The organism is Pseudanabaena sp. FACHB-1998, assembly GCF_014696355.1.
GTDB lineage: Bacteria > Cyanobacteriota > Cyanobacteriia > Pseudanabaenales > Pseudanabaenaceae > Pseudanabaena.
Map to the genome: position 1 here is coordinate 1 of NZ_JACJQA010000024.1, position 25,342 is coordinate 25,342.

The 25,342-nt window shown below is 43.4% G+C and carries 18 protein-coding genes and 1 other RNA gene; 13 read left to right on the forward strand and 6 right to left on the reverse strand.

The annotated features are described in order from the left end of the window. Positions 1-78: 78 nt before the first annotated feature. Together H6F42_RS08210 and H6F42_RS08215 are read right to left on the reverse strand one after the other, a co-directional pair. Positions 79-1,425: a hypothetical protein gene (locus H6F42_RS08210; RefSeq protein WP_190398873.1), complete on the reverse strand. Its 1,347-nt coding sequence runs from the start codon at positions 1,423-1,425 to the stop codon at positions 79-81. A gap of 101 nt (positions 1,426-1,526) precedes the next feature. Then, on the reverse strand, positions 1,527-2,633 hold the full coding sequence (locus H6F42_RS08215; RefSeq protein WP_190398874.1) for a glycosyltransferase: 1,107 nt from the start codon (positions 2,631-2,633) through the stop codon (positions 1,527-1,529). 431 nt (positions 2,634-3,064) lie between these two features. On the opposite strand from H6F42_RS08215, the gene H6F42_RS08220 reads away from it, so the two are divergent. Continuing rightward, on the forward strand, positions 3,065-6,820 hold the full coding sequence (locus tag H6F42_RS08220) for an NB-ARC domain-containing protein (protein WP_190398875.1): 3,756 nt from the start codon (positions 3,065-3,067) through the stop codon (positions 6,818-6,820). Between the two features lie 52 nt (positions 6,821-6,872). Here the strand turns inward: H6F42_RS08220 and H6F42_RS08225 are convergent, their stop codons facing one another. Next, positions 6,873-8,015: a glycosyltransferase family 4 protein gene (locus H6F42_RS08225; RefSeq protein ID WP_190398876.1), complete on the reverse strand. Its 1,143-nt coding sequence runs from the start codon at positions 8,013-8,015 to the stop codon at positions 6,873-6,875. 151 nt (positions 8,016-8,166) lie between these two features. Next, positions 8,167-8,757 carry a DUF4114 domain-containing protein gene (locus H6F42_RS08230; protein ID WP_190398877.1) on the reverse strand — a complete coding sequence of 197 codons (591 nt, stop codon included), beginning with the start codon at positions 8,755-8,757 and terminating at the stop codon, positions 8,167-8,169. Positions 8,758-9,443: 686 nt separating this feature from the next. On the opposite strand from H6F42_RS08230, the gene H6F42_RS08235 reads away from it, so the two are divergent. The 5 genes from H6F42_RS08235 (at position 9,444) to galE (ending at position 13,354) form a co-directional block, all read left to right on the forward strand. Continuing rightward, on the forward strand, positions 9,444-9,662 hold the full coding sequence (locus H6F42_RS08235) for a 4Fe-4S dicluster domain-containing protein (protein WP_190398878.1): 219 nt from the start codon (positions 9,444-9,446) through the stop codon (positions 9,660-9,662). 490 nt (positions 9,663-10,152) lie between these two features. Then, positions 10,153-10,614 (forward strand): ribosome maturation factor RimP, encoded by a 462-nt coding sequence (gene rimP, locus H6F42_RS08240; RefSeq protein WP_190398879.1) that lies wholly within the window; start codon positions 10,153-10,155, stop codon positions 10,612-10,614. A gap of 66 nt (positions 10,615-10,680) precedes the next feature. Then, positions 10,681-11,913 (forward strand): transcription termination factor NusA, encoded by a 1,233-nt coding sequence (gene nusA, locus H6F42_RS08245; protein WP_190398880.1) that lies wholly within the window; start codon positions 10,681-10,683, stop codon positions 11,911-11,913. 127 nt (positions 11,914-12,040) lie between these two features. After that, the gene (locus H6F42_RS08250) at positions 12,041-12,346 is read left to right on the forward strand and encodes a YlxR family protein (protein ID WP_190398881.1); all 306 of its coding nucleotides are present in this window, start codon (positions 12,041-12,043) and stop codon (positions 12,344-12,346) included. A gap of 18 nt (positions 12,347-12,364) precedes the next feature. Further along, the gene (gene galE, locus H6F42_RS08255) at positions 12,365-13,354 is read left to right on the forward strand and encodes a UDP-glucose 4-epimerase GalE (protein WP_190398882.1); all 990 of its coding nucleotides are present in this window, start codon (positions 12,365-12,367) and stop codon (positions 13,352-13,354) included. 80 nt (positions 13,355-13,434) lie between these two features. Here the strand turns inward: galE and H6F42_RS08260 are convergent, their stop codons facing one another. Both H6F42_RS08260 and H6F42_RS08265 read right to left on the reverse strand, forming a co-directional pair. Continuing rightward, complete coding sequence (locus H6F42_RS08260) at positions 13,435-13,719, reverse strand: 4a-hydroxytetrahydrobiopterin dehydratase (protein ID WP_190398883.1); 285 nt, start codon at positions 13,717-13,719, stop codon at positions 13,435-13,437. 251 nt (positions 13,720-13,970) lie between these two features. Continuing rightward, a complete protein-coding gene (locus H6F42_RS08265) occupies positions 13,971-14,780 on the reverse strand; it encodes a SpoIID/LytB domain-containing protein (RefSeq protein WP_190398884.1) in 810 nt (269 codons plus the stop codon). Between the two features lie 406 nt (positions 14,781-15,186). On the opposite strand from H6F42_RS08265, the gene rnpB reads away from it, so the two are divergent. The 7 genes from rnpB (at position 15,187) to H6F42_RS08300 (ending at position 25,329) form a co-directional block, all read left to right on the forward strand. Further along, an RNA gene (rnpB, locus tag H6F42_RS08270) (RNase P RNA component class A) lies at positions 15,187-15,646 on the forward strand. A gap of 403 nt (positions 15,647-16,049) precedes the next feature. Continuing rightward, positions 16,050-18,479, forward strand: a complete 2,430-nt coding sequence (locus tag H6F42_RS08275) for an HDIG domain-containing metalloprotein (protein ID WP_190398885.1) — start codon at positions 16,050-16,052, stop codon at positions 18,477-18,479. 497 nt (positions 18,480-18,976) lie between these two features. After that, positions 18,977-19,261: a hypothetical protein gene (locus H6F42_RS08280; RefSeq protein WP_190398886.1), complete on the forward strand. Its 285-nt coding sequence runs from the start codon at positions 18,977-18,979 to the stop codon at positions 19,259-19,261. A 565-nt stretch (positions 19,262-19,826) separates the two neighbouring features. After that, positions 19,827-21,350, forward strand: coding sequence for a YifB family Mg chelatase-like AAA ATPase (locus H6F42_RS08285; RefSeq protein WP_190398887.1), 1,524 nt, complete (start codon positions 19,827-19,829; stop codon positions 21,348-21,350). A 411-nt stretch (positions 21,351-21,761) separates the two neighbouring features. After that, positions 21,762-22,130, forward strand: coding sequence for a response regulator (locus tag H6F42_RS08290; RefSeq protein WP_190398888.1), 369 nt, complete (start codon positions 21,762-21,764; stop codon positions 22,128-22,130). A gap of 152 nt (positions 22,131-22,282) precedes the next feature. Next, positions 22,283-22,810: a chemotaxis protein CheW gene (locus H6F42_RS08295; protein ID WP_190398889.1), complete on the forward strand. Its 528-nt coding sequence runs from the start codon at positions 22,283-22,285 to the stop codon at positions 22,808-22,810. A 149-nt stretch (positions 22,811-22,959) separates the two neighbouring features. Continuing rightward, positions 22,960-25,329: a methyl-accepting chemotaxis protein gene (locus H6F42_RS08300; protein ID WP_190398890.1), complete on the forward strand. Its 2,370-nt coding sequence runs from the start codon at positions 22,960-22,962 to the stop codon at positions 25,327-25,329. The last annotated feature ends 13 nt before the right edge of the window (positions 25,330-25,342 follow it).

Genomic DNA, 25,342 nt, shown 5'->3' on the forward strand with positions numbered 1-25,342 from the left:
AAACTACTGATTAGGTAATCTGAGTATAGGTCTAAGAACTTTCTGTCCATACCTTTCAACCTCTGTCGGAGTCTATCTTTACTCTACTCTGTTTTCCTTCCACGTAACATCAGCTAGTAACAGATTTCTCCGCAGGCTATCCCCTGCATCCGTAAAACCAATCCCCGGTTCCTCCACTACTTGCCAATCAAAACCACCACGGGCAATTTCCAGACTAAGTTCTTGGCGATTTTTGAGTAGGGTTTGTAATGTGTCTTGCTGAACTTGGAGTTTAGGTTTTAAGGCTTCATATTCGCCCAGTAACTTGGGGAGACGATTTATCTCAGCCTTTAATTCCGCTTCTTGGGTTGCTAGCGACTCTTGCCGAGATTGCAAAAGTCCGATCTGACCTTGGGTTTCCACTATTTGATTTGCCAAGGTTAAGTCAATGCCACTTAGTTGATCCCCATTCCATTTGGTCGAAGTAGATAAGCTTGCATCTCCCAAAATACTTCTTCTCTCTTCGTCTAGGCTAGCTTGCTGCTGTTTAAAACGTAATTCTAAAGCCTCAACAATAGGAGTAGATCCTTGAAATCTTGCTTTCTCGCGATTTAGATTCACCTCCGTCGATTGCATTTCCGAAATTAGCGCTTGATACCGTTGGGATTGATTTAGCCGTGTGAGCAAGACCGCATCTTGAGAAGACAAATTCAATTTCTGTTGAGCAGCACTGAGGCGAGTGTTGGCTTGGTCTATTTCTAGCTTGAGATTACGCTTTTGTTGCTCTAATCCAGTGAGAGCCGCTGTGATGTCATTTACTCTCTGAGTAGCGTCAAATAAATTGTTCTTACGCCGAAACTCTTCGATGGAGTCGGTTATTTCCGAAATACTCTTGCGGACTTTGGTTGCTTGCTCGTCGATTCCTGCTAATCCCTTTTGTAAACGCTTTTCTTGTTGTTCACGGTTGTAATCGGTATAGACTTTTTGGAATGCTCTGAGGACTTGGCGAGTTTTGACGGGATCGCCTGCGGTGTATTGTAATTCAACGATTTTAGTGGGTTTCTCTGCTCCACCCAACATGCCAATTTTTAAGGACTGCAATTCTCCAGCGTTGATGCCAGGATACTCGGCTGCTAGCAAGTTAGCAGCTTTCTGATACATTGATGAACTCTGGAGTAGATTTAATTGGGTCGCGTAGTCAATTTGAACATTGGAGTCAATGAAAGATGAAGAACTAGACTTGTAAGTTGATTCAACTAAAAGCCTCATTACACTTGTATATTTTGGCTTGGAGTTAATATTAATAAATAGGGCAAAGACTAATCCTAAACTTAATCCTCCTAAGAGCCAAAAACGTCTGCGTAAAATAATCGCAAATATTTTTCCGTAGCCCGGATCTTGTTCGCCAACTAATAGTTGAGTGTTTTGAGTAGAGTTAGTTTGCATAGTTCCTCATTCCTATAGATGCTTATGTAAAAAATTGACAATTGATTTAATAAAGAGTTGACTGTAGAGGTTGAATGTTAGAAATTCTGTTGATCTCTTTATTAAATTGACGCAATAGTAGCCTTACTATTTAATATTTTTTCTATTTGGCGATCAACTTTTTGAAAAAAGACAACTTCAGAAAAGTTGGAAATAGCATGTTCTCGAATTTTGGCATAGTTCCAAGGCATTTCCTGTGCCTTGATTATGGCATTTTTTAGAGATTCTGAGGTTTGCTGCTCAAATAAGAGTCCAGTCATTCCTGAAATCTGGGTATCCATTACTCCACCTGCTCCATAAGCGATGACAGGTGTGCCACTGGCATTGGCTTCGATTGGCACAAGTCCATAGTCTTCTAGGGCTGCCACAATTACAAATTTAGCTTTTGCCATTAGATCACATCGATCGCGATCGCTCACATGTCCTAAGAATTGAATATTGCTATGAGACTTGGCTTGTAGTTGTTTTGTTTCAGGACCTTCGCCTGTGATGATGAGGGGCATTCCTAGGGAATTAAAGGCTTCAATGATGATGTCTAGACGCTTATAGCTGAGGTGACGCGATGAAACAAGGCAGTAGTCTTCTTTGCGATCGCAAAAGGTAAAGCGGCGATCGTCGATGGGATAGTTAATAACTAGAGCGTCTTTGTGGTAGGTTTCTTCAATTCTTTTCGCCACGGTGCTGGAGTTAGCAATATAGTAATCGGGCGCTTGAGCATAAAAAATATCCTGTTGGCGCATGATTTTAAACAACAGCTCAATCACAGGTTTTAAAAAGCTATAAGCTCCATATTCACGAAGATAAGTATTGGTATCCCATAAAAACCGAGTAATGTTGTGGCAAAAGCAAATATGGATTGCTTCAGGACGTTTTTGGACTCCTTTGGCAAAACTGGCACTGCTACTCAAAATCAAATCGTATTCTTGTAAATTTAAAGCACTAAAAGCGGTGTAGTAAAAAGGTGCAAATAGTCGAAAGTATTTGCGGGTTGCGGGAATATTTTGTAAAAATGTGGTGTGAACTGGGCGATCGCCTAAATCAATAGTATTTTGACGGTCATACACCGACGTATATATATCGGCAGTGGGAAAATGCTTGCATAAAAGCTCAAACACCCTTTCAGCGCCACCACGTTGCGTAAGATAGTCGTGTACTAGAGCAATTTTCATGTTTACACCTTAACAAATATGATAAGTACAGCACTTTGCACTTTCTTAAAACCCAGATAAATTTTGAAAAAGCTGGCTTCGCCAGCTTTTTCAAAATTTATCTGTAATCCACAAACCCTAAACAGGCTGTACATCTGCGTTTATCAACAATAAAACCCTCAGAAGCTGATTTGCCCACGAAGCGGGCAAATCAGCTTCTGAGGGTTTTATATGAATTTTGCCTACTTACTTAGTGATATAAATGGCAGAATTTAAGATCCAGTAAGGCTTTACTTTAATCTGTCCATCTTAGAAGATCCTTACCATCACGATCTAGAGACAATAATCGCAAAAAGCAATATTCTCAACAAAATACCACAAACCATAAAACGTCTTAGAATGACTAATGTGAGGTTATATAAAAGTTATAAAGTTATATTTAAGGCGCATCTATGACGGCTGATGAAGCGGTGGCATTTATAGAGTTGTCGTTAGAAGAGCGTAGTCTGACTCGGGTTGAGCAGTCTGTCTTTCTTGGTGTGTGGCAAGGTTCGTCATATTCGGAGATTGCTAAACAAACTGGATATGATGCTGGTTATATCAAGCTAGTCAGTCACAAGCTATGGCATCTGTTGACAGAAACTTTTGGTGAGAAGGTCACTAAAAGTACGATGCAAAATGTCATCCGTCGGCAGATGCAGCTACGCAAACCTGAGCAAATCACCACCACGCTCCCTAACTTAACTCCTGAATCGAATAGTCACCAAGATTGGGGCGAAGTAGTGGATGTCACTTTCTTTTACGGTCGTGGTGCGGAGCTAAACACACTAGAGCAGTGGGTCGATACCGATCGCTGTCGATTGGTCGCCATATTGGGGATGGGCGGATTGGGTAAAACAGCTTTGTCGGTGAAGCTAGCGCATCAATTAAAAGGAAAGTTTGATTTTGTGGTGTGGCGATCGCTCAATAACGCCAAAACCCCCAGTGAGATGCTGGCGGGAATCATTCATTTCTTATCACAGCAGCGCGAAAATCCTGAGACTAATGATCCCAATGCCTTGATTTCTCGACTGATGGAATATTTACAGCGCTATCGCTGTCTCTTGGTATTAGATAACTTTGAATCAGTTCTGAAAGACGAAGCTCAAGCGGGAGCCTATCGCAAAGACTATGAGGGTTACGGCTCTCTATTGAGAAGAGTGGGAGAGGTCGCCCATCGTAGTTGCATTGTGATTACTAGCCGTGAAATGCCCGAAGAAGTGGCAACTTTGGAAGGAGATATCTTACCTGTACGGGCTTTGCAACTGAGTGGATTAGATGAGTCAGCAGCCGAGCGGGTGCTTGAGTCCAAGGGGATCAGGGCGATGGCAAACGATTTGCATCGCTTAGTGGACTGGTATCGCGGCAATCCCTTGGCTTTAAAAATTGCGGCTACTTCGATTAAGGATTTATATTCAGGCAACATTAATCGCTTTTTAGAGCAGAAAACGATCATCTTTAGTGGAATCGGTAATCTGATCGAGCAGCAATATCAAAGGCTAACCGCCTACGAAAAGCAAATCATGATCTGGCTGGCGATCAATCGCGAACCTGTGCAGCCCAATGAGCTACGTTCGGATATTGTGCCGATCATCGAACAAAATTACTTGATGATGTCTTTACGATCGCTCAAACGGCGATCGCTAGTAGAGCATACAGCCGCAGGCTTTACCCAGCAGCCAGTGGTAATGGAATTTGTAACCAGCTTACTTATCGACCAAATTTACCAAGAGATTACCCAAGAGCATCCCCTTGGAGTCTTACCAAGTATCCAAACTAAACTTAATCGCCAACTGTTTTATTTGCGGCACTATGCCCTAATCAAGGCAACCGCCAAAGACTATATTCGCCAAAGTCAGATTCGACTGATTTTAGAGCCATTAGTTTCTAAGCTTTTGGGGCGTTTAGGCAGTAAGCAAATGGTAGCCAAGGAGTTATTTCAGACGATAGAGGAGTTAAGAAGGCGGGAATTAAGACCTCAAGGCGAATTGAAATCTACCTTTGGCTATGGTGGTGGCAACATTATTAATTTGTTGTGCAACCTTGGCATTGATTTAACGGGTACAGATTTTTCTTATCTAGCAATCCGTCAAGCCTATTTATCAGAAATTAAATTGCATCGGGTAAATTTTTCGCAAACAGCCCTCATTAAATCGGTGTTCGCGGAGGTAATTGGCGGCGTGTTATCGGTTGCCTTTAGTGCCGATGGAAAATTATTGGCGATCGGTGATACCAAAGGAGATATTCATCTGTGGCGGGTGAGCGATGGCAAGCCTTTATTAACCTATCAAGGGCATAAGGGTTGGGTAGTTTCGGTATCATTCAACCCCGAAGGTACAGTTTTAGCTAGTAGCAGCATCGATCAATCTATTAAATTATGGGACGTTTCCACTGGAAACTGCTTAAATACGCTCCAAGGCTATATTGGGGCAGTAATGTCCGCAGCTTTTAGTCCTGACGGGACAATTCTTGCAAGTGGTCATGCCGATCGCACGGTCAGACTCTGGCGATCGGGGCAATGCATCAAGATTTTGCATGGACATGAAGATATTGTCGAGTCCGTGGCTTTTAGCGAAAGAGGTCACTTACTAGCGAGCAGTAGCGATGATTGCACGATCCGCCTCTGGGATATTGAGAATGGCGAATGTATCCAAATCTTAGAAGGACATGAAGATATTGTCTGGTCGATCGCCTTTAGTCAAAATGGCAAGGTTCTGGCTAGTGGTAGCGAAGATAAAACTACGCGCCTCTGGAATGTAGACACAGGAAATTGCCTAAAAACCTTGACGGGTCATAATCACACCGTATTTGCCGTCAGCTTTAGCCATGATGGCTCGACCCTCGCTACTGGTAGTGGCGATCGCACGATTCGTCTCTGGGATCTCAAGACTGCCCAATGTTTTAAAACCCTAACTGGTCACAATCATTGGGTGCGATCGGTAGCTTTTCATCCAGAACACTTAATTTTAGCCAGCAGCAGTGGCGATGAAATGGTGAAGATTTGGGAGATTGACACGGGCTTATGTATGCGAACCTTTCAAGGACATACGGGGCGATCGTGGGTAGATCAAAATGATAGTCAACCCTTAGACAATGCCTCTAATGAACACTTACTGAATCTTTGGGAAGTCTCATCGGGACAACAGTTTCGGATCTTGCAGGGCTATACCAACGCAGTGCGATCGGTAAACTTTAACTTAGAGCAAACTCTCTTAGCTAGTGGTGGCGATGATTCCATCATTCGTCTGTGGGATGTGCAAACAGGTAAATGTATTCGAGCTTTACACGGTCATGCGGGGCATGTTTGGAAAGTTGCGTTTAGCCCTAGCGGTACGCTCCTTGCCAGTTGTGCAGAGGACTGTAGCATTAAACTTTGGGATGTCAGCAGTGGTAACTGCCTGACCACGATCTCGGAGCATCCCGATTTGGCAAGAACTTTGGTCTTTAGCCACGATAGCAAGTTCTTAGCCACTGGTGAGACGAGTAAAGTGATTAAGCTGAGGGATATTGTCACGGGTGAGTGTCTCCGCATTTTTGATGGTCATACTTCCGCGATTTTGTCCTTAGCCTTTAGCCATGACGATCGCTACATCATCAGCAGCAGTCGCGATAAAACCATCAAAGTCTGGGATGTGCAAACAGGAGAAAATCTCCAAACTCTTGGGCAATTAAATTCCATCATTTCCGATGTAGTTTTTATTCCTTTACAGACCCAGCTAGCTTTTTGCTGTACAGGTAAATCTATCTATCGCTGGAATCTGCAAAGTAATGAATTAACGGCTGAATTTATCGGGCATGAACGGGATGTCTTGACCATTGCCTCCGACCCTACAGGGAATTTGTTGGCAAGCGCAGGCGAAGATTCCCAGATTAATATTTGGGATTGGCAAACTGGCGAAACTATTGCTAATTTAAGTGGACATACTGGCACGATCTATGCGATCGCCTTTTCGCCTGATAGTAATTTCATCGCTAGCAGTAGTCGCGATGAAACCGTTAAACTTTGGGATATTCATTCGGGCAAATGTGTCCGAACCTATCGGGAGCCACGTCCTTACGAAGGGTTAAATATTTTTGAAGCAACGGGTATTACTCCCGCTCAGAAGGCGAAACTACTATCTCTAGGAGCCGTAGAAGATAGCAATAACGCTAATAACGTAAGTCCATAAATTTTTTGAAAGTGTTTCTTTGCAACACTTTCAAAAAATTTATGGACTTACGTTACCTTTTCTCTAAAACTATCTCGTAGACTGATTTCATTTGATTAGCAATTACTTGCCAATCATAATTTGTCTTTACATAGCTCTGGCAAGCTAACGCATTTGGTAACTGGCGATCGCCCGACAAAGCCTCGGTTATACCCTGTGCTAATTGCTCAATGCCCGAGCCTTCTAAAATTAAATCAGGATTAAATGGTTGCAAAATCTCAGGAATGCCGCCAATGGGTGTCCCCAATACAGGTGTACCAGCCGCTAAAGATTCGATCACAATTAGCCCAAAGCCTTCTAAGGATATCGTCGGCACAATGCTTAATTCGGCAGCTCGATAGGCGATCGCTAAGTCTGCATCAGGCACAAAGCCCAATAACTGCACATGGTCTTCCAGTTGCATTTCTTGGATTTGCGATCGCAAATTGTTAGCGATCGCCCCTTTACCAGCGATCAACAGCAATACATCGGGATGCTTCTTACGAACTTGGGCGATCGCCGCGATCAAATTTTCTAAGCCCATACGTTGCACTAAGCGACGCACACAGAGAATAATGCGCCGATCCTGTTGCCAACCGAGTTTTTCTCTTGCCTGAGCGATCGACAAATCCAAATCAAATTCTGATGTATCAATTCCCCCACCGACGACAAAAATCTTTTCTAAAGGCACGTTATAAGTTTTATGCAAAATTTGGCGAAAGGAGTCAGACAAAACAATAAATCCATTGGCTCGGTTATAAACCAATTTTTCGATCGCCCACTTACCCCAGACTGATAACTTACCCGCACCCTCGGCTTTACTCTCCAACGCCCAAGGTCCATGAAAATGCATCACTAAGGGAAGCTTTCCCAAACAATCCAGAACTGGAAAAGTATAAAGAGAAAAGTGGCTAGCAACTAGGTCATAATCACCACTGGCTAGAGTTTGCTTAACAGACTTTCTAATACCTAGCGATCGCTTCCAAGTCGAGCTATCTGTTGACGCAAAGGTTTTTACTCGCCCACCAGAACTCTGACTAACAAAGCTAGAACCTGTAACCAAGCCCTGCACATCAACCCCTACCCGTGGCAAATAGTTGGCGCAACCATAATAAACACGAGCTAAACCGCCAGCATCCTCAAGAAACCAACTTGTCCCTATTTGTAATGCTTTCATAAAAACCTTAACTAAGACTATCTACCAAAAAGTCGAAGACAGCCTAAGGCTGTCTTCGACTTTTAATTTATAGCAATTTCATATCTAAAGAGCTAACATGATATTTAAAAGTGTTGCAAAGCAACACTTTTAAATATCATCGATCTAGATTTTAACCAACAGATTCGCTAGCATCTTGCTTCTTGCGCTTGAGAGCCTTGCTACCCAAGAAAGCGGCTGCCAAAGCAATACCAGGAACGATCGCAGGTACAGGTACAGCACGAACTCTGAATCTACCATCGTTGAAGTCTAAGTCACCGCCACCTTTAATGTCTTCAATTGCGTAGGTGTACCAGCCACCAACGCTAGAATCGAGACGGAACTGAAAGGGAGTAGTATCGTTAGAGTAAACGGTAGCACTGAGTACAGGATCACCAGCATTACCCCATCCTAGGAGGTAAGAACCATTAGTAGCAGCCCAGCTTCCAGACAAAACAACACTATTTGGTGTAACACTACCATTGTTGCTAGGTACTTCTGTAAACAAGGTTTGTACAACACCAGACTTGGCTACATCAGTTACAAACAGTTCAGATACGTAAGAACCTACAGTTGGAGGCAAAAATTCAAATTCAAATTCGGTTCCGCTAAGGCTGGGGCCATCAGCAAACACAAGGGTAGCTGCTTCAGAAGAGGCTGCAACCATCATTGAGCCAGTAACAGCGAGAATTCCTAAACCGAGGGTAAGTGCAGAAGATTTCATAATTTTTAAGCAATCAATGTAGATGTGTTTAACAAGATCGGCTTACATTTGGTAAGCACTTGTGAGGATCTAAATTGACGTTGTAGTAATCAGCATGGTTTTGTCTAATACCATCACCACTCAACTTCGTCACAGTCAAGCTACTTAATTACTAGATATAAGGCAACTTATTAATTATCTTTGGACTTAACTAGTAAAAAGTATGGATTTTGGCGATTCCATCACCGCTCTGCTTCGTCCAAGCTCGGCTACTTAATACTTAGGTGACGAATTAACATTAAACATGGTCTTGCCTTAGTCCCATCACCACCTAGTTTCGTCTAAACTTAGGTTGTCTAATGCTAAACGATAATCAACAAACTTACATTTCTCTTTAGTCAGACCAAATAGCCCTATCTAAGTCACACTGAAGAGACACATAAATTGCATCATTCTTTCAAACTATCAAGAGTTATCTTCGCTAGTTAAAAGCTTAATAATCTTTTAGTTTGACTACGGGCAACTTCCTACAGTTTCTCTCGCATGAATGTATATTACATGAGAAATTAGAAAGCACAACCCCTAATTTATGTTAATTTTCGTAAAATAGTTATATTTGGGTTATACACTTTAGTTACTTTTGGTTATTTTTAGTTACTTTTAGTTATTTTTAGCTATACTTTAATTCCCTGAAACCTAGACTCCATATGGCTTATACGATCGCATCAAATATTTGTGAAGGCGTAGCAGATTGTGTCCCTGCTTGTCCTGTTGCCTGCATTGAACAGGGGGATGGTGCTAATAGCAAAGGAACAATTTGGTTCAAGATTGATGCATCAATCTGCATTGACTGTGGCGTATGTTTACAGGTATGTCCTGTACAGGGAGCAATATTGCCAGAAGAGCGTCCCGAATTGGTAATTTAGAAGTTTTAATTTTGCTGTAGGCAAAATTAAAACTTCTAAATTACGAAAAAATCTGTTTTTCCTAGATTTAGGATGGGCGTGATATTATAGGCTTTAGTACTAGCAGGCAAGTATTAAAGAGTAAGCACTAAGAAAATCGTGTTTTACCTGTTGTACAAAAGCTCCGACTAGATGCACTTCTTGAGGATCTGCTGCATATATTGCAGACACTTTAGGAGTCCATAACAGCAAAAGCATCGCATCTGTGATGTTTTTTGCTATGAGCGGTTACAGATTAAAGCACTCAAGGAGTGGGCAATTGTCCCACTTTTTTGTTTTTTAAGCGGGTTTTTAATCTTGCTTAAAAAGCACCAAACCCAGATGAGAAGTTGCCTTTTAAGGCTAGCTTTACATCACTTGACTGCATATTGCTTGGCTGGATATCGCTTGCCTGCTTAGTACTTGTCTTGCTCTCCAATTAACTGATCACATTGCTCAAGCCATAAATTTTATGAGTCATCCTCTAATTCCGCAAATTTTTCAAATTGCTGAAGAAGTTGCCTCGCCTCTTGGGTTAGAGGTTGTTGATGTCGTCTTGCATACTAATAAAAACCCTGTGGTTTTGCGTGTCGATATCCGCAATCCTGACCAAAATACAGGACTAGATGACTGTGAAAAAATGAGCCGTGCGCTAGAGCCGACTCTGGATGCGATCGATTTGATTCCCCATGCCTATGTGCTAGAGATTTCTAGTCCCGGTGCAGAACGTCAGTTGCAGGGAGATCGCGAATTTGTTGCTTTTAAAGGGTTTATGGTTACCGTTAGTACGACAGCACCCCATGATGGCAAACAAAGTTGGAGTGGGCATCTCATAGCACGCAGCGAAACCCATGTCAGCATTAGCCTCAAAGGTCGAATTGTTAATATTCCCCGTGAGCTTATCGATCGCGTTGAACTCACAAAAATGGAATAACCGAGCTATTTACAATTCTGAATATTTTGTCTGAAGCAAATATAGAAATAAGAAACGAGAAAAATTATGTCATTGTTGAATTTACCTGGCTTAGGACAAATGGTAGAGGTGATTAGCAAAGAGCGAAATCTACCAAAGCACGCGGTACAAAATGCTTTACGGGAAGCTTTGCTTAAGGGATATGAGCGCTTTCGCAAGACCTATCGTTCCGATGGGATTAATTTTGAAGAGGAGCATTTTAATAACTTTGATGTGGAACTCGATCTCGAAGGTGAAGGATTTCGAGTATTAGCCACGAAAACAATTGTGGATGAAGTTAGTGATGCCGATCATGAAATTGGCTTATCGGAAGTACGCGAAGTTGCGCCCGAAGCCCAAGCTGGTGGAACTGTAGTAGTCGATGTTACCCCTGAGCAGGGAGATTTTGGGCGGATGGCCGCTATTCAGACGAAGCAAGTATTAGCCCAAAAATTAAGGGATCAACAGCGCAAAATCATCCAAGAAGAGTTTCAAGATGTTGAGGGAACCGTATTACAGGGACGAGTATTACGCTTTGAAACTACCTCAGTAATTATGGCGGTAAGCAGTGGGTTTGGTCAGCCTGAAGTTGAAGCCGAGCTACCTAAGCGCGAACAACTAGCTGGCGAAAGACCCTATCGTCCAAACACCACTTTGAAGGTTTATTTAAAGAAGGTATTTGAGGGTTCCCGCCGAGGTCCTCAATTGTTAGTTTCCCGTGCCGATGCAGGGCTAGTTGTGTATTTATTTGCCAATGAAGTGCCTGAAATTGAGGAAGAAATTGTGCGGATTGTCGCCGTGGCAAGGGAAGCGAATCCACCATCGCCTGCGGTAGGTCCTCGCACCAAAATTGCGGTGGATACCCTGGAGCGCGATGTCGATCCTGTGGGTGCTTGCATTGGAGCGCGAGGCGCAAGAATTCAAGCGGTGGTATCAGAACTGCGGGGTGAAAAGATTGATGTGATCCGTTGGTCGCCCGATCCATCTACCTATATAGCCAATTCCCTCAGCCCGGCCAGAATTCAAGAAGTACGGTTGATTAATGCCAACGAAAGAATTGCCCATGTGCTGGTTCCTGAGGATCAACTGAGCTTAGCGATCGGTAAGGAGGGGCAGAATGTGCGCTTGGCAGCTCGTTTGACAGGTTGGAAAATTGATATCAAGAATTTGGCAAAATACGATTATGAGGAGGAGGAGCGTAAGATGCAAGCCAGTAATGCTTTGGCGTTAGAAGCTTATGATCCTTCCGAAGAAGAAGATGAAGACTACGACAATAACTAAGGGACGCTCAGTAAAATAGAAAGCCAAATTTTTGTGATGTGGCAAAGTCGTGTCACATCACAAAAATTTAGTTTTTATAAAATTACAAAACCATAGTCAAAATTTTAAAATTTAGGAGTAAATCAGTTTGGCTCTTAAGCTACACCGTCGTTGTGTTAGTTGCCAATGTGTCGCCCTCCGAGATAACTTTTGGCGAGTAGTACGTGTACCAATCGCTTTACATGCAAATCAAAGTGCAAATCAAAGTGCAAATCAACAAAAAAGCAACTCTCAGCAGTTCCAAGTCTCGCTAGACGAGGGAATGGGGCGATCAGCTTATCTGTGCAAAAAATTAGAATGCTTGCAAATTGCCCAAAAGAAAAATCGCTTGGGGCGATCGCTGCGTACCCATATTCCCAATGAAATTTTTGATATCCTCAAATCGCGTTTATAGAAAATTAATGGCAAATTTATGAGCAAGCAAACAATTCTGGTCACAGGTGGTGCGGGTTATATCGGCTCCCATGCGGTCAAGGCTCTCCAAAATGGTGGCTACGAGGTTTTGATTTTAGACAATCTTGTATATGGGCATCGCGATATAGCCGAAACCTTGGGAGCAGAATTGATCGTTGGTGATACAAACGATCGCCAATTGTTAGATAAATTATTTAGCGATCGCGCCATTAGTGCGGTGATGCACTTTGCCGCCTATGCCTATGTGGGTGAATCGGTCACCCAGCCCGATAAGTACTATCGCAATAATGTGGTCGGAACTTTATCGTTGCTAGAGGCGATGGTCGCGGCAAAGATCAAAACCTTTGTATTTTCTTCGACCTGCGCGAGCTATGGTGTACCGCAACAAATTCCCATTGGGGAAGATCATCCCCAAGCGCCGATCAATCCCTATGGTGCGACTAAACTCATGGTCGAGCGAATTTTGCAGGATTTTGACGTTGCCTATGGCTTAAAGTCAGTGATTTTTCGATATTTTAATGCGGCGGGAGCCGATCCTGATGGGGCGATCGGCGAGGATCACAATCCTGAGACACATTTAATTCCATTAATTTTGCAAACTGCTTTAGGCAAGCGGGACGCGATTACCGTCTATGGGACTGATTACCCAACGTCAGACGGTACTTGCATTCGCGACTATATCCATGTGTCAGATTTAGCGGCCGCCCATGTCTTAGGGTTGCAGTATTTGCTCAATGGCAACCAGAGCGAAATTTTTAATTTAGGTAATGGCAACGGGTTTTCGGTCAAAGAAGTGATTGATGCGGCTAAGCAAATTACGGGTAAGCCGATCAATGTGTTGTTTGGCGATCGCCGTGCAGGTGATCCACCTGCCTTGGTGGGCAGCAGTGAGAAGGCACGTAAAATTCTAAACTGGCAGCCGAAGTATGCTGATTTGCATTTAATTTTGCAACACGCTTGGCAATGGCATCAAAAACACCATGCTTAGCCAAACCAAGATATTTTCTGAAAGTGTTACTTAACAACACTTTCAGAAAATATCTTGGTTTGGCTTGGAGCGCCAAGCGCTTAAAGCAATTTGTCAATTTTTTGAGCAAGCTCAAAGTCGAGAGCGCTAATGCCATCAGCATCATGGGTCGTGAGATCGATCCTGACTTTGTTGTAGACATTAAAAAGTTCAGGATGATGTTCCATTTTGTCGGCAACGATCGCCACTTTGCTAATAAAGCCAAAGGCTTCGACAAAATCACGGAATTTGAAGTTTTTTTGTAACTTGTGATCAACGACAGCCCACCCTGCTAACTGGGCGATCGCTGAAGAAATTTCAACTTCCGATAATTTTTGAATAGCCATATTTGTTTCCTAAAAAAATTAGAGATGCGCGGCAAAGCCACACATCTCTAATTTTAGGCTTGGTTTTTTGTAACTTATAGCGGGTTGCCATTCTTAAACCAGAAGCGAGTTGCGGCGCGAAGCACCGCAACTCGCTTCTGGGGTTTTGATTTAGCAAATGCTCACAGTTATAAGTTTTGCTTAGAAAATCCAAAAATAAAGGCGGCGCGATGCGCCGCCTTTATTAAAAAAAAGAGGCTTAGCCACTTTTTTTAATTCTTAATTGGTTGATCTCGATACCACCAAGACAAAATCTGTACCCAATTCCAGCCATTTTGCGCCATTTGCTGAGTCATCTCTTGATCAAGATGCTGACCATCGGACACAGGCATATATCCGCCACCCCAGCTAATCCAATTTCGAGGTAGACGAGCGCGATAGTAACCATTAAATCCTGGTCTCAGCATATAGCCAGCCGTCGAAGCAACAGCTTGATCACTACGGCTATGGATGAGGGCGATCGCTTGCCCCGTTTGGGGATCAAAACGATAAAAACCTTTATAAACCTGATCGCGAGTATCACTTACCAAATCGTAAGGAGCCTCGCCCCATTTACGCTGACGTTGCGTATTGACCGCATAACTCCTTGCCGCAACCGCTTGCGCCATCAATGCGTCCATGTGCCAACTGGCAGGCATCTCATTAGGAACGACACTGCGAAGATATTCCTCTAGAGATAAAACATTAACGGCGATCGCTTTATTATTCCAAGCGCGTAACTCAATTTCACCTGGATAGAGATTGCTGCCGACTTGCACCAATCCATTGTTACTAGGACTAATACGATAAGCAGATGTAAGAGGTAATGTGTACCATTTACCAGGATCGAGTCGCCGACTAGCCTGACCCGAAATTTGTAAAGTAGCAGGTTGAGTAACCGCAACGGACATCTTGGAGCTATTTTCTTCTCTTACCAATACCCGTAAGAGGTTAGCTGCCGCCGCCTGAGATACGCCAGCCACAAGTACCAATACTAAGGACAAAATTAGCGTATACATCCCTTTGGAGAAGTGTTTCATCATTAGTTAGTCACTCACACCTATGAGCAGAGAATGTAACAGTTTAAATATATTTTAAATATATTGTGAATAGTTTTTAAGTTATTCGGGGGTAGCCACGAATAACCAGATAGTTTAGCAAAACAATTCGATTTTGATAAACATTATTTTCGCTGGACTTGCTGAAAAATAAGTATAGTTGTGGTCACTTGCCTTAGAACAAATCAAAACCAGAAGCGAGTTGCGGCGCGAAGCGCCACAACTCGCTTCTGGTTTTGTGTCCTAACCAGAATAGCAACAACTATTAGTGAAAACAACTGAGCCAGTTTTGCTTAGGACATCCTCAACAAATAAAGGCGGTGCATCGCATCACCTTTATTTGTTTGAGATTTAATCATGCTCAGCTACTTAGTACATAATAGAGATTGGAAAGAGCAAGCGTGCGGTTGCGAAACTTATTTCAAGATTTATCTTAGATGCAAGTTTTGAGGAAAGTCCGGGCTTCCCCGAAGATCAGGCTGCTGGATAATGCCCAGTGCGAGCGATCGTGAGGATAGTGCCACAGAAAGATACCGCCCATTGATAAATAGCGCTTCGCAATACTTATTCAATGGGTAAGGGTGCAAAGGTGTGTTAAGAGCGCACCAGCAGAGTCGTGAGGCTCTGGCTCGGTAAACCCCAGTTGGAAGCAAGGCGAGAGAATACAAGTGTTGCGATCTTCAATTTGATCTTGTATTCGTTGCTTAAAGTGATGGTTTAGTGAAAGCTAGGCGATCGCTATGTAAGTGTGTGCCGCATGAGGTATTTGGTAACAAATATCCCAGATAGATAACCGCTAAGGAGTTGAAAAACTCCCCAAACAGAACCCGGCTTATGTCTTACTCTTTCTATCTCCTTTGGTAAGCAAGAATTAGGTTTTATGGTAACGCAAGAAATATCTGGGACAAATCCAAGCCCACAAGATAATTGAAGGCGCGAAGTATCGTCTATTATCTTGTGGGCTTTATGTCCTCAGCAAAACTTACAGGGCTACCTCAGTAATTTCTTGAATAACCTTAATAATTTATTTAGCTTTTATTGACAATCAAAAAATCAAAAAGCAGATTTTTTATTTTTTGATTGAAATTCAACAAAGAAATCTGGTAAATCTAGATGATATCTACGATTTTTTTAACTGCAAATTAATTTCAAACTAATTCCCAATTAATTGCAGTCTCCATAATGGCAACTTGCTGATAGCAACTTGAACTGTATTTGTTTTTACAAAGCCTTTTAATTTAGAGTAATCAAATTATGGGAATTACTCCCACCCAGTCATCGACGCTTCCTCCTACAACCACTCGGATGTCTCGAAAGTGGTTTGGTAGAGTGGTCATAGGCATCACGTTTATTTGTCTATCTTCGACCCTAAGTATTCGTTTTTACTCGGAGCCTCGCTTAGCGATTGGTACATTTGTTGACCAAGATCTGCGATCGCCTAAAACGATAGTAGCGACAGATATTGAGGCAACCAAGCAGGCTCAAGAGCTAGCTAAGCAGCAAGTAGTACCTATTTTTCGTAGTAATCCTGAAATAGATGCAAGTGCAGCCAAGCATTTAGAGGAATTACTCAAAGTCGGTGATGATCTCCGCCAATCTTCAGGCAACTTACCCTATGTCGATCGCAAAATTCTGAGTGACGAAGTTCAACGATATCTGAGGCGTACCTCAGAACAAGAATGGTCACAATTACAGGAAAAAGTTAATAAACTGACCGCTAGTTCAGGGAATCAACTTATTACTAGCGCAAGCTTTCTAAATCAAGAGCAAGAAATTTCCTCCTTAGCTCTAGCCGAACTATCTTTATATAAATCTAATGGGGGGGTAACCGATTACCAAAATTTAATTTTAAAAATTACTGAGGTGCGTAAAGCCTATACCATCACTCAGGAAAAGTCGGCAAAAGGTCCCGAAATGTTTCGCGATCGCCTCCTAGATATGACTAATGAGGAGTGGGAAAATATCAAAACTCTCATTAGGCAAGCTTTAACGGATATTCAGTCATCAGGACTAGTGGTTGGGTTTCCCGACAATTTATTACAAAAACGTCTAGCAAATCTTAAAAATTTACCCACCAATGACGCTCAGCGAGCAATGGCGATCGCCTTGCTTAGCACTACAGTGAAACCAAACCTTTCCATTGATTATGTGGGTACTACCGAAAGAGCCATCAAGGCTTCTGAGTCTGTACAACCCCAGCGAATTGCCCTCAAAGCAGGAGATTTAATCGTTAAAGGGGGGCAAAAAATTACAGAGAAACAGTTTGTAATTTTAGACGAACTTAAAATGACCCAAAGACAAGTCAACCTCAAGGGCTTGTTGTTAATGATTGGCTCTACCGCGATCGCCTTTGCCATCTTTGGCTACGCCAACCGTCGATGGCAATATTTGCTGAAGGTTAAGCTCCACGTTAAGGATTTCATGACCCTTGGAGTGGTGTGCATCGGAAATGCCCTCGCTACGGTTCTCATGGCTCCCAATATGTTGGTATTTGTCCCCTTAGCGAGCATGGGGTTAATCATCGGCAGTTTTTATAGTTCCCGCTTAGCTCTCCTGATTACCTGCTTAACTTCAGCTTTACTGGCGATCGCCCTTAGTGCTGACCTAGTTACCCTCAGTCCCATTATTATTGGCACAATCGTCGCCGCCGCCATTACCAATCGCCCCTTAACCCGTTCCCATCTGGCAGCTACAGGTTTGCTAGTTGCCCTCGTCCAAGCGGCTGCCTATACCGCGATCGCCATCATTGGGGGATCAGCCCCACCCGTTTTAATTGCAATTACCGCCCTGCAATACGCTTCAGGAGGCTTAATCTCAGCAATCTTAGCCCTTGGCGCTATTCCCTACCTCGAGCATATTTCCTATGCCCTTACCCCCTTCCGTTTAGCAGAGCTTGCCAATCTGGATCGCCCCCTCTTACGCCGTCTCGTCACGGAAACCCCGGGGACATTTCAGCACACCCTCTTTGTAGCAAACCTTGCGGAAGCCGCCGCCCGTGAGTTAGGGGCTGATACTACCCTAGTAAGAACTGGAACGCTCTATCACGATATTGGCAAGACCTTACGACCTGAATATTTCATTGAAAACCAAATGGGACAGCCTAATCCCCATGATGTTCTCAATGATCCTTGGCGCAGCGCCCAAATTGTCAAAGAACATGTTTCAGGCGGCATCAAATTAGCCCAAAAATATCATCTTCCCGAATTGCTCCAAGCATTTATCCCTGAGCATCAAGGCACGATCGCCATTTCCTATTTTTATTGCCAAGCCCAAAAGCGATCCAATTATGTGGTGGAGTCCGAATTTCGCTACGTGGGGCCCATTCCGCAATCCCGTGAAACAGGTGTGGTTATGTTAGCCGATGCCTGTGAAGCTGCCTTGCGATCACTAGGCACAGAAACCACTCTGGAAGAAGCTAAAAATCTACTCATGCGAATCTTTAAGGCTCGGTGGGATGATGGTCAACTCAAGGATTGTTCTTTAAGTTGGGAAGATTTAGATCGCATTGCTCCAGTATTTATTAAGGTTTGGCAAGAACGCAATCATGGCAGGATCAAATATCCTCACCTAGCTGAAAAGCTCGATCCGTCTGGTTCCGCTTTACCCGATCATCTCTGTAGTTACAAAAATACCGAAGCTCGACAGGATCAACCCTTACCGCCCCAAAAGATCGCCTTAAAGTAAAAGAATTCAACGACCCGACCCATCAGGCGGCGCTTCGCGCCGCCTGATGGGTTTGATTTTCTAAGCAAAACTTAAATTGCTATATATAGGGCTAAGTAAGCTACAAAAAATAGCGGTAGTGCAAAGCACTACCGCTATTTTTTGTAGCTTACTTAGCCCAACAATTTATAAAATTTTATAGGAATTTTGTGGGAGGCAAAGTATTAGAAATTACAATAAATTTAAGTACAAATACTTAACTAAAACTCATCAAAAAAATATATCTATATTTTCTTAACTATTCCCATCCTCAATTTTAATTGCCAAAAACCTTAAAAAGATTGTCATAGAAGCATTACAGGAATCAGTTAAGAGATTATTAAGTTAATATTTTATTCGGGATCGCTAAAAGTATTGATGAATATACTTCGGAAGCCATTTTCACTCTAAAAGCTACCCTTCATAATTAAATTAATAAAAAAAGCTTTTAGTAAATTTGGCATAGCCAAATAATATATATGGACTCTTCAGGCAGCTCAGTTACAGCTTGTCGATTGTGTCAACATTACAGCCCTGTAGGCAGGATGGGAGGGCTTTGTGAAAAGCTTGATGTTCATGTGAAATCTAAGTGGGAAGCTTGCAGCTTAGCTGAGAGTCCCTTTGAGATATCTTGTGATACTCCCAATAGTCTTACCTCACTTTTACAAGACAACCTCCATGACCCATTAACGATTAGCTATCATTTAGAAACAAACGAACTCCAATACTTAAGTATTAGAATGCTTACATTAGCAGAATGCTAATTCAAAATTTTGATTTATCTTAGATGAGCTTATACCTCAAACAATAGTTTCGTTGAAAGACTTACGATGCAAATCTTTCAACGAAACTGTTATTTAAACATATATCCTTAAATAGCTACTAAATTATTAGCAAAATCAAAACAGAAAATGGCATAGCCATTTTCTGTTTTGATTTTGCTAGGTTAAATTTTTAATTAATAAAATTGTGACAACAATTTTATTAATTGGTATAAGAAATTTTGCTGCTCAGTGCTAATTCTTGAATATAGCGATCCTCTAGCAAAGCAAGAGTTAGCCCGTACAAACCAAAACCCAAAAAGCGAGTGGCGGCGTTTCGCGCCGCAACTTGCTTTTTGGGTTTTATGTCCTAAGCAAAACTTACATTGCTATAAATGAGTCCTGAGAAACAAAAGTTTAATAACAGGGGCTTGAGCCCTTGACTTTCTAACAAATGCAATAGGATCGCTATATCTGACCAGCAATACTCAGTAGAAAATCTCTAAACTTTTGGTGAATATGGTAGGCTAAATTCATAATATTTTATAGTTTTTTTGTATAGGAACAAGTGCTAGCAAGGGTTTGGAGCGCAGCAATATTAGGGATCGATGCTATCCAAGTGGGGGTAGAGGTAGATGTGTCGGGCGGTTTGCCAGGAATCACCCTCGTCGGATTACCTGACACCGCAGTTCAAGAAAGCCGTGAAAGGGTCAAAGCTGCAATTAAAAATGCTGGCTATGCCTTTCCCATGCGAAAAATTGTGATCAACCTAACTCCTGCGGATCTACGCAAGGAAGGACCTATTTTCGATTTGCCAATCAGTATCGGCATTCTTGCCGCCTCCGAGCAGGTCGAACCACAATTACTAGGCGATCATTTATTTCTAGGGGAAGTTTCCTTAGATGGTTCTCTCCGCCCAGTGTCAGGAGTATTGCCGATCGCGGCGGCGGCTCAACGATTAGGCATGGTGGGGATTGTCGTACCCAAGGACAATGCCCAAGAAGCCGCCTTAGTTAAAGGCTTAGCCGTTTATGGGCTGTCCAGCATTACCGAGGTAGGCGAGTTTCTAGCCCATCCAGAAAAATATCAACCTGTAATCGCCAACCCTGAGATGAAATGGCATGAAAGCGAATTTAAACTCGATCTTAAAGATGTCAAGGGTCAGCAGCACGCTCGCCGAGCCTTAGAAATCGCCGCCGCCGGTGGACACAACCTAATTTTTGTAGGTCCTCCTGGTTCGGGCAAAACCCTTCTCGCAAGGCGCTTGCCTAGTATTTTGCCCAACATGAATTTTGATGAAGCCTTAGAAGTCACCCGTATCCATTCCGTAGCAGGTTTACTCAAAGGCAAAGGTTTAATTAGCGATCGCCCCTTTCGCAGTCCCCACCATTCGGCTTCAGGCCCCTCCCTAGTCGGTGGTGGCAGCTTTCCTCGTCCGGGGGAGATCACCCTTGCTACGAATGGAGTTTTATTTCTAGATGAGCTGACCGAGTTTAAGCGGGATGTATTAGAGTTTTTGCGACAACCCCTCGAAGATGGCTTCGTCAGTATTTCTCGCACCAGACAGTCCGTTACCTTCCCCGCACAATTTACCCTAGTTGCTAGTACAAACCCATGTCAGTGTGGATATTACGGCGATTCGGTTCAGCCTTGCACCTGTACACCTCGCCAACGGGAGCAGTATTGGGCTAAGTTATCGGGTCCCCTCATGGATCGAATTGATCTACAGGTGACCGTTTCAAGGCTCAAGCCCGAGGAAATGACGCGATCGTCAGAGGGCGAAAGCTCTAGTGACGTAAAAACCAGAGTACAGACATCTCGTAAAATCCAGCAAAATCGCTTTCAGCAGGAAGTGAGAGTCAACTGCAACGCTCAAATGCAATCAAGGCATTTAAGACAATGGTGCAAATTAGACGACAATTCAAGGGATCTCCTAGAAGCTGCGATTAAGCGCTTAGGCTTATCGGCTCGCGCCACCGATCGCATCCTCAAGGTGTCGCGCACGATCGCCGATCTCGCCAATTCCGAACCTATTCAAATAGTCCATGTTGCCGAAGCCGTCCAATATCGCACCCTTGATCGGGTTACCTAAACAACAGAGGGTCGCGGCTGAGCCGCGACCCTCTGTTGTTTAAGGAATGATAAGCGAGTAAGTAGCTGGGCATAATTAAAACCTAGAGCTAAAACCTGTGGCGCACGCTGCGCGTGCACCACAGGTTTTGGGGGTTTTATATTTAATTGCGCCCCACTACTTAGCAAAAAATAATTTAAATGTAGCTATAGAGAAAAGCCCCTTACATGCTATTTTGTGTCTGGACTTTTGGCTCTGCTCTAACTTAATCAGAGAAGACTAAAATATGAACAGTTTAGTTAATAATTAAGCGATAACTTAATAAATAGTAATCTCAAAGTTATGATCTGCGGCGAAAGCCAAACCATCGTCAACCTTAAGTATATTGTTTAGTAAGTTGCTAGCGGAAGAATCCTATCGGGGCATTTATGTATGAGTACAGTTCTGGTGGTTGAAGACAGTGTCACACAGAGAGAAATGATTGAGGACTTACTGAAAGGCAGTGGTTTAACCGTCAAAACCGCAGGTGATGGCGTAGAAGCACTAGACCAAATTCAAGATAGTTGTCCAGATATCGTAGTCATGGACATTGTGATGCCACGCATGAATGGTTATGAACTATGCCGCCGTATTAAAACCGATCCTAAAACCGAGCGCGTTCCCGTCGTAATGTGTTCATCAAAAGGAGAGGAATTTGACCGCTATTGGGGAATGAAGCAAGGAGCCGATGCCTATATCGCCAAACCATTTCAACCCCAAGAACTTGTTGGCACAGTCAAGCAGTTACTTAGAAAAGCTTAAGAATTTTATTAAGAATGCTAAAAATATGGACAATTCTTGATTATTTAAAGTCTGTTCGTTACCATCAATACTTTAAGATTTTTTTCTAAAACTTAAAGACATCAAAAATTTTCCCAGAATTTGCTATTTCGCAAGGTAGAGCTTCCCAAATTATGGTAGGAAACCAAGACTTCTTCCCCGGCATCGGACAGGATCAGGCTACGGACTTTGAGCAAGGACTCGAAGCTCCAGAAGGTGAGCTGCACCTAAGATTTTTTGTGGCTTCTGGGATTGAATTTGCTCTGCCAGCAATTGGAGTCAGTCAAGTTTTGGAATTTGCCCCCGATCGCATTAACCCAATGCCCAATGTATCCCCCCTATTGTTAGGAACAGTAAACATTCGGGGTAGAGTAGTTTGGGTAGGCGATCTTGGACAATTTTTAGGTGAGGCTCCGCCAGTAAATACAGATCGTGCTGAAATTTCTATCATCGCGATCGAAGATCAGGGCATGATGCTAGGACTAGCAGTCGAACAAATTGGCGTTATGGCTTGGCTCGATTCTTCCCAGTTAACTGTTTCGAGAAATAGTTCGGACAGTATGGCTCCCTTTATTAAGGGTGAGTGGATAATGGAAGAAAGTGAACCATTAAAGCTGCTGGATCAGGTCAACATACTGCGATCAGCTCGTTGGGCATCTTAAGTAAAGCCTATGCAACAACTATATGTTATATATCTACAATTTTAAGCAGATAGTACAGGCTAAAGATACTGACAAAAGATACTGAGAAGATAACTTCAAGATAATTTCGAGCTGATGATAGAGATTTTAGGGATTTTAGGAGAAAGCAAATGGCATCAAGTACGCAATACCAAAAAGAATACGAAAAGGCTTCCTTAGCCTACATGCAAGGAGACTATACACAAGCTGCAAAATTAACACAGGAGCTTGTCAAAGTTTGTCCTAGCGATCCTATGTATCGGTTACTTCATGCTCATATCAACCTTGCCCTAGAACGCTATCAAGACTCTATTGGTGAATATGAAACCGTCCTGCAACTGACCGATGAAAACTCGATTTTGGAATATGCTCATAGTGGCATAGCGGCGGCGAAGGAAAGGCTAGATCTAAATGATGATGATATTTATGGAGACGCTAGCTTAGGCGATACAGGTAATTCTGATGCGTTTGGGAGTAGTAATCAATATTCCTATAACGATAGCAACTACAGCCCTAATTCTACCTACGTTCAGAATTCTTCTTGGTCGTCAGATACGAGTGCGAGCAGTGGCGGACAGAGTCGCGCCATGAGTGAAGAGTTTGATTTTGAAGATTTTAACTCTGACGTATCTATGAATGGCGCTAGTCAGTACAACTACACTGATGAAACGCAGTTAACTGGCACATCTAACTATAACCCCAGTTATAAGGGCAGCAATAGTTCTTCGAGTATGTCGGATACCGATGTCGTCTTTATGGAAGAATTTGACGACTTTGATGATATTAGCGAATCATCTTTTTCTAGTTCCTTTAGCGATTCGGAGGCTACCCAAATGGTTTCCGATCGCTCCATGTCAGATTTTGGTGGTCAAGATTTTGCGACGGCGGCGCGTCCGAGCAATACCACTGTTGCCGTGGGCAATGACATGAAAATTGGGCGATTTGGTCAAGTCGATAATGAAGCTGAACTGTTTGGATTAGGCGCAATTAACAACCAATCAGGTACAAAACATTCGGGAATGGACATAGTCGCCGAAGCCTCTGAACAGGGAGGACTATTTTCTCCCTTTGACAATATGCCGCTTAAGACTAAGAGCGTGATTACGGCGATCGCGTCGGGGGTAGTGGCGATCGTGGCGGCTGGCTTGGTGACTAACTTCGCCACGGGCGCGATTAAGGATCAAGGTCAAAAAGAACAGGTGAGAAATACGGGGTGGATGATGGCGGCGGCGGCGGCGATCGCCAGTGGAGCCACGGCTTGGGGACTAGGTAAACGCTCTTCTAAGTTAATTGATCAATCTACCGAAAACCTCCAAGCTCAGTTTGAATCGGTTATTCGTGGCGATATGTCTCCACGCGCCTCTATTTACAGCGAAGATGAGTTTGGTCGTCTGGCGGCAAGCTTTAACCAAATGATCCAGACAATCGTTGCCAACACTAACGAAGCTCAACGGAAAGCTGCCGAACAGGAACAAGCCAAAGAAGATCTTCAACGGCAGGTAATTCGCTTACTCGACGACGTAGAAGGGGCGGCGCGAGGTGACTTGACCGTACAGGCGGAGGTAACTGCCGACGTACTCGGGGCGGTTGCTGACTCTTTTAACCTCACCATTCAAAACCTGCGCGAAATCGTTAACCAAGTAAAAATTGCGGCGCGTCAGGTAAACGAAAGCTCTCGCGAGAACGAAGCCTTTGCGCGAAGCTTGTCCTCAGACGCATTGCGTCAAGCCGAAGAATTAAGCGTGACCCTAAACTCAGTCCAAATGATGACCGAGTCCATTCAACGGGTAGCAGAAAGCGCCCGCGAAGCAGATCAGGTGGCAAAACTCGCCTCCGAAACGGCGATCAAAGGCGGCGACGCAGTAGAACGTACTGTGGCGGGTATTTTGGACATTCGAGAAACGGTTGCCGAAACGACGCGCAAGGTAAAACGCTTAGGCGAATCCTCGCAGGAAATTTCTAAGATTGTGGGTTTGATTTCCCAAATTGCGTCCCGTACCAACTTACTCGCGCTTAACGCTAGTATTGAAGCGGCAAGAGCAGGCGATGCGGGTCGGGGATTTGCGATCGTTGCTGACGAAGTTCGCCAGCTAGCAGATCGGGCGGCAAAAGCATCTAAAGAAATCGAACAAATCGTATTGCAAATTCAAAGTGAAACCAGTAATGTGCAACAAGCGATGGAAGTCGGCACACAACAGGTTATCGATGGTACAAAACGTGCGGAACAAGCCCGTCAGTCTCTCGCTGACATTATCCAAGTTTCCCATCGCATTGAAACTTTAGTTTTGTCGATTACCGAAGATACTGTCAAACAAACCGAGACATCACGAACCGTATCACAGGTTATGCAATCAGTTGAGTTAACCGCTCAAGAAACTTCACAGGAATCGCAACGAGTGTCAGCTTCTCTACAAAACCTTGTAGGTGTAGCCCGTAGTTTGCAAGATTCTGTGGAAAGGTTCCGCGTTGATTCAGGTGATAAAACAACGGGAGGTCGTTAGGACTATTACCATT

Excerpts from the sequence above, each read along its gene's own strand:
- H6F42_RS08275 (WP_190398885.1), top strand. The coding sequence starts at position 16,050 with ATGGGAATTACTCCCACCCAGTCATCGACGCTTCCTCCTACAACCACT.
- H6F42_RS08235 (WP_190398878.1), top strand. The coding sequence starts at position 9,444 with ATGGCTTATACGATCGCATCAAATATTTGTGAAGGCGTAGCAGATTGT.
- H6F42_RS08290 (WP_190398888.1), top strand. The coding sequence starts at position 21,762 with ATGAGTACAGTTCTGGTGGTTGAAGACAGTGTCACACAGAGAGAAATG.
- H6F42_RS08260 (WP_190398883.1), bottom strand. The coding sequence starts at position 13,719 with ATGGCTATTCAAAAATTATCGGAAGTTGAAATTTCTTCAGCGATCGCC.
- rimP (WP_190398879.1), top strand. The coding sequence starts at position 10,153 with ATGAGTCATCCTCTAATTCCGCAAATTTTTCAAATTGCTGAAGAAGTT.
- H6F42_RS08300 (WP_190398890.1), top strand. The coding sequence starts at position 22,960 with ATGGCATCAAGTACGCAATACCAAAAAGAATACGAAAAGGCTTCCTTA.
- H6F42_RS08280 (WP_190398886.1), top strand. The coding sequence starts at position 18,977 with ATGGACTCTTCAGGCAGCTCAGTTACAGCTTGTCGATTGTGTCAACAT.
- H6F42_RS08220 (WP_190398875.1), top strand. The coding sequence starts at position 3,065 with ATGACGGCTGATGAAGCGGTGGCATTTATAGAGTTGTCGTTAGAAGAG.
- H6F42_RS08230 (WP_190398877.1), bottom strand. The coding sequence starts at position 8,757 with ATGAAATCTTCTGCACTTACCCTCGGTTTAGGAATTCTCGCTGTTACT.
- H6F42_RS08210 (WP_190398873.1), bottom strand. The coding sequence starts at position 1,425 with ATGCAAACTAACTCTACTCAAAACACTCAACTATTAGTTGGCGAACAA.
- galE (WP_190398882.1), top strand. The coding sequence starts at position 12,365 with ATGAGCAAGCAAACAATTCTGGTCACAGGTGGTGCGGGTTATATCGGC.
- H6F42_RS08265 (WP_190398884.1), bottom strand. The coding sequence starts at position 14,780 with ATGATGAAACACTTCTCCAAAGGGATGTATACGCTAATTTTGTCCTTA.
- H6F42_RS08215 (WP_190398874.1), bottom strand. The coding sequence starts at position 2,633 with ATGAAAATTGCTCTAGTACACGACTATCTTACGCAACGTGGTGGCGCT.
- H6F42_RS08225 (WP_190398876.1), bottom strand. The coding sequence starts at position 8,015 with ATGAAAGCATTACAAATAGGGACAAGTTGGTTTCTTGAGGATGCTGGC.
- H6F42_RS08295 (WP_190398889.1), top strand. The coding sequence starts at position 22,283 with ATGGTAGGAAACCAAGACTTCTTCCCCGGCATCGGACAGGATCAGGCT.
- nusA (WP_190398880.1), top strand. The coding sequence starts at position 10,681 with ATGTCATTGTTGAATTTACCTGGCTTAGGACAAATGGTAGAGGTGATT.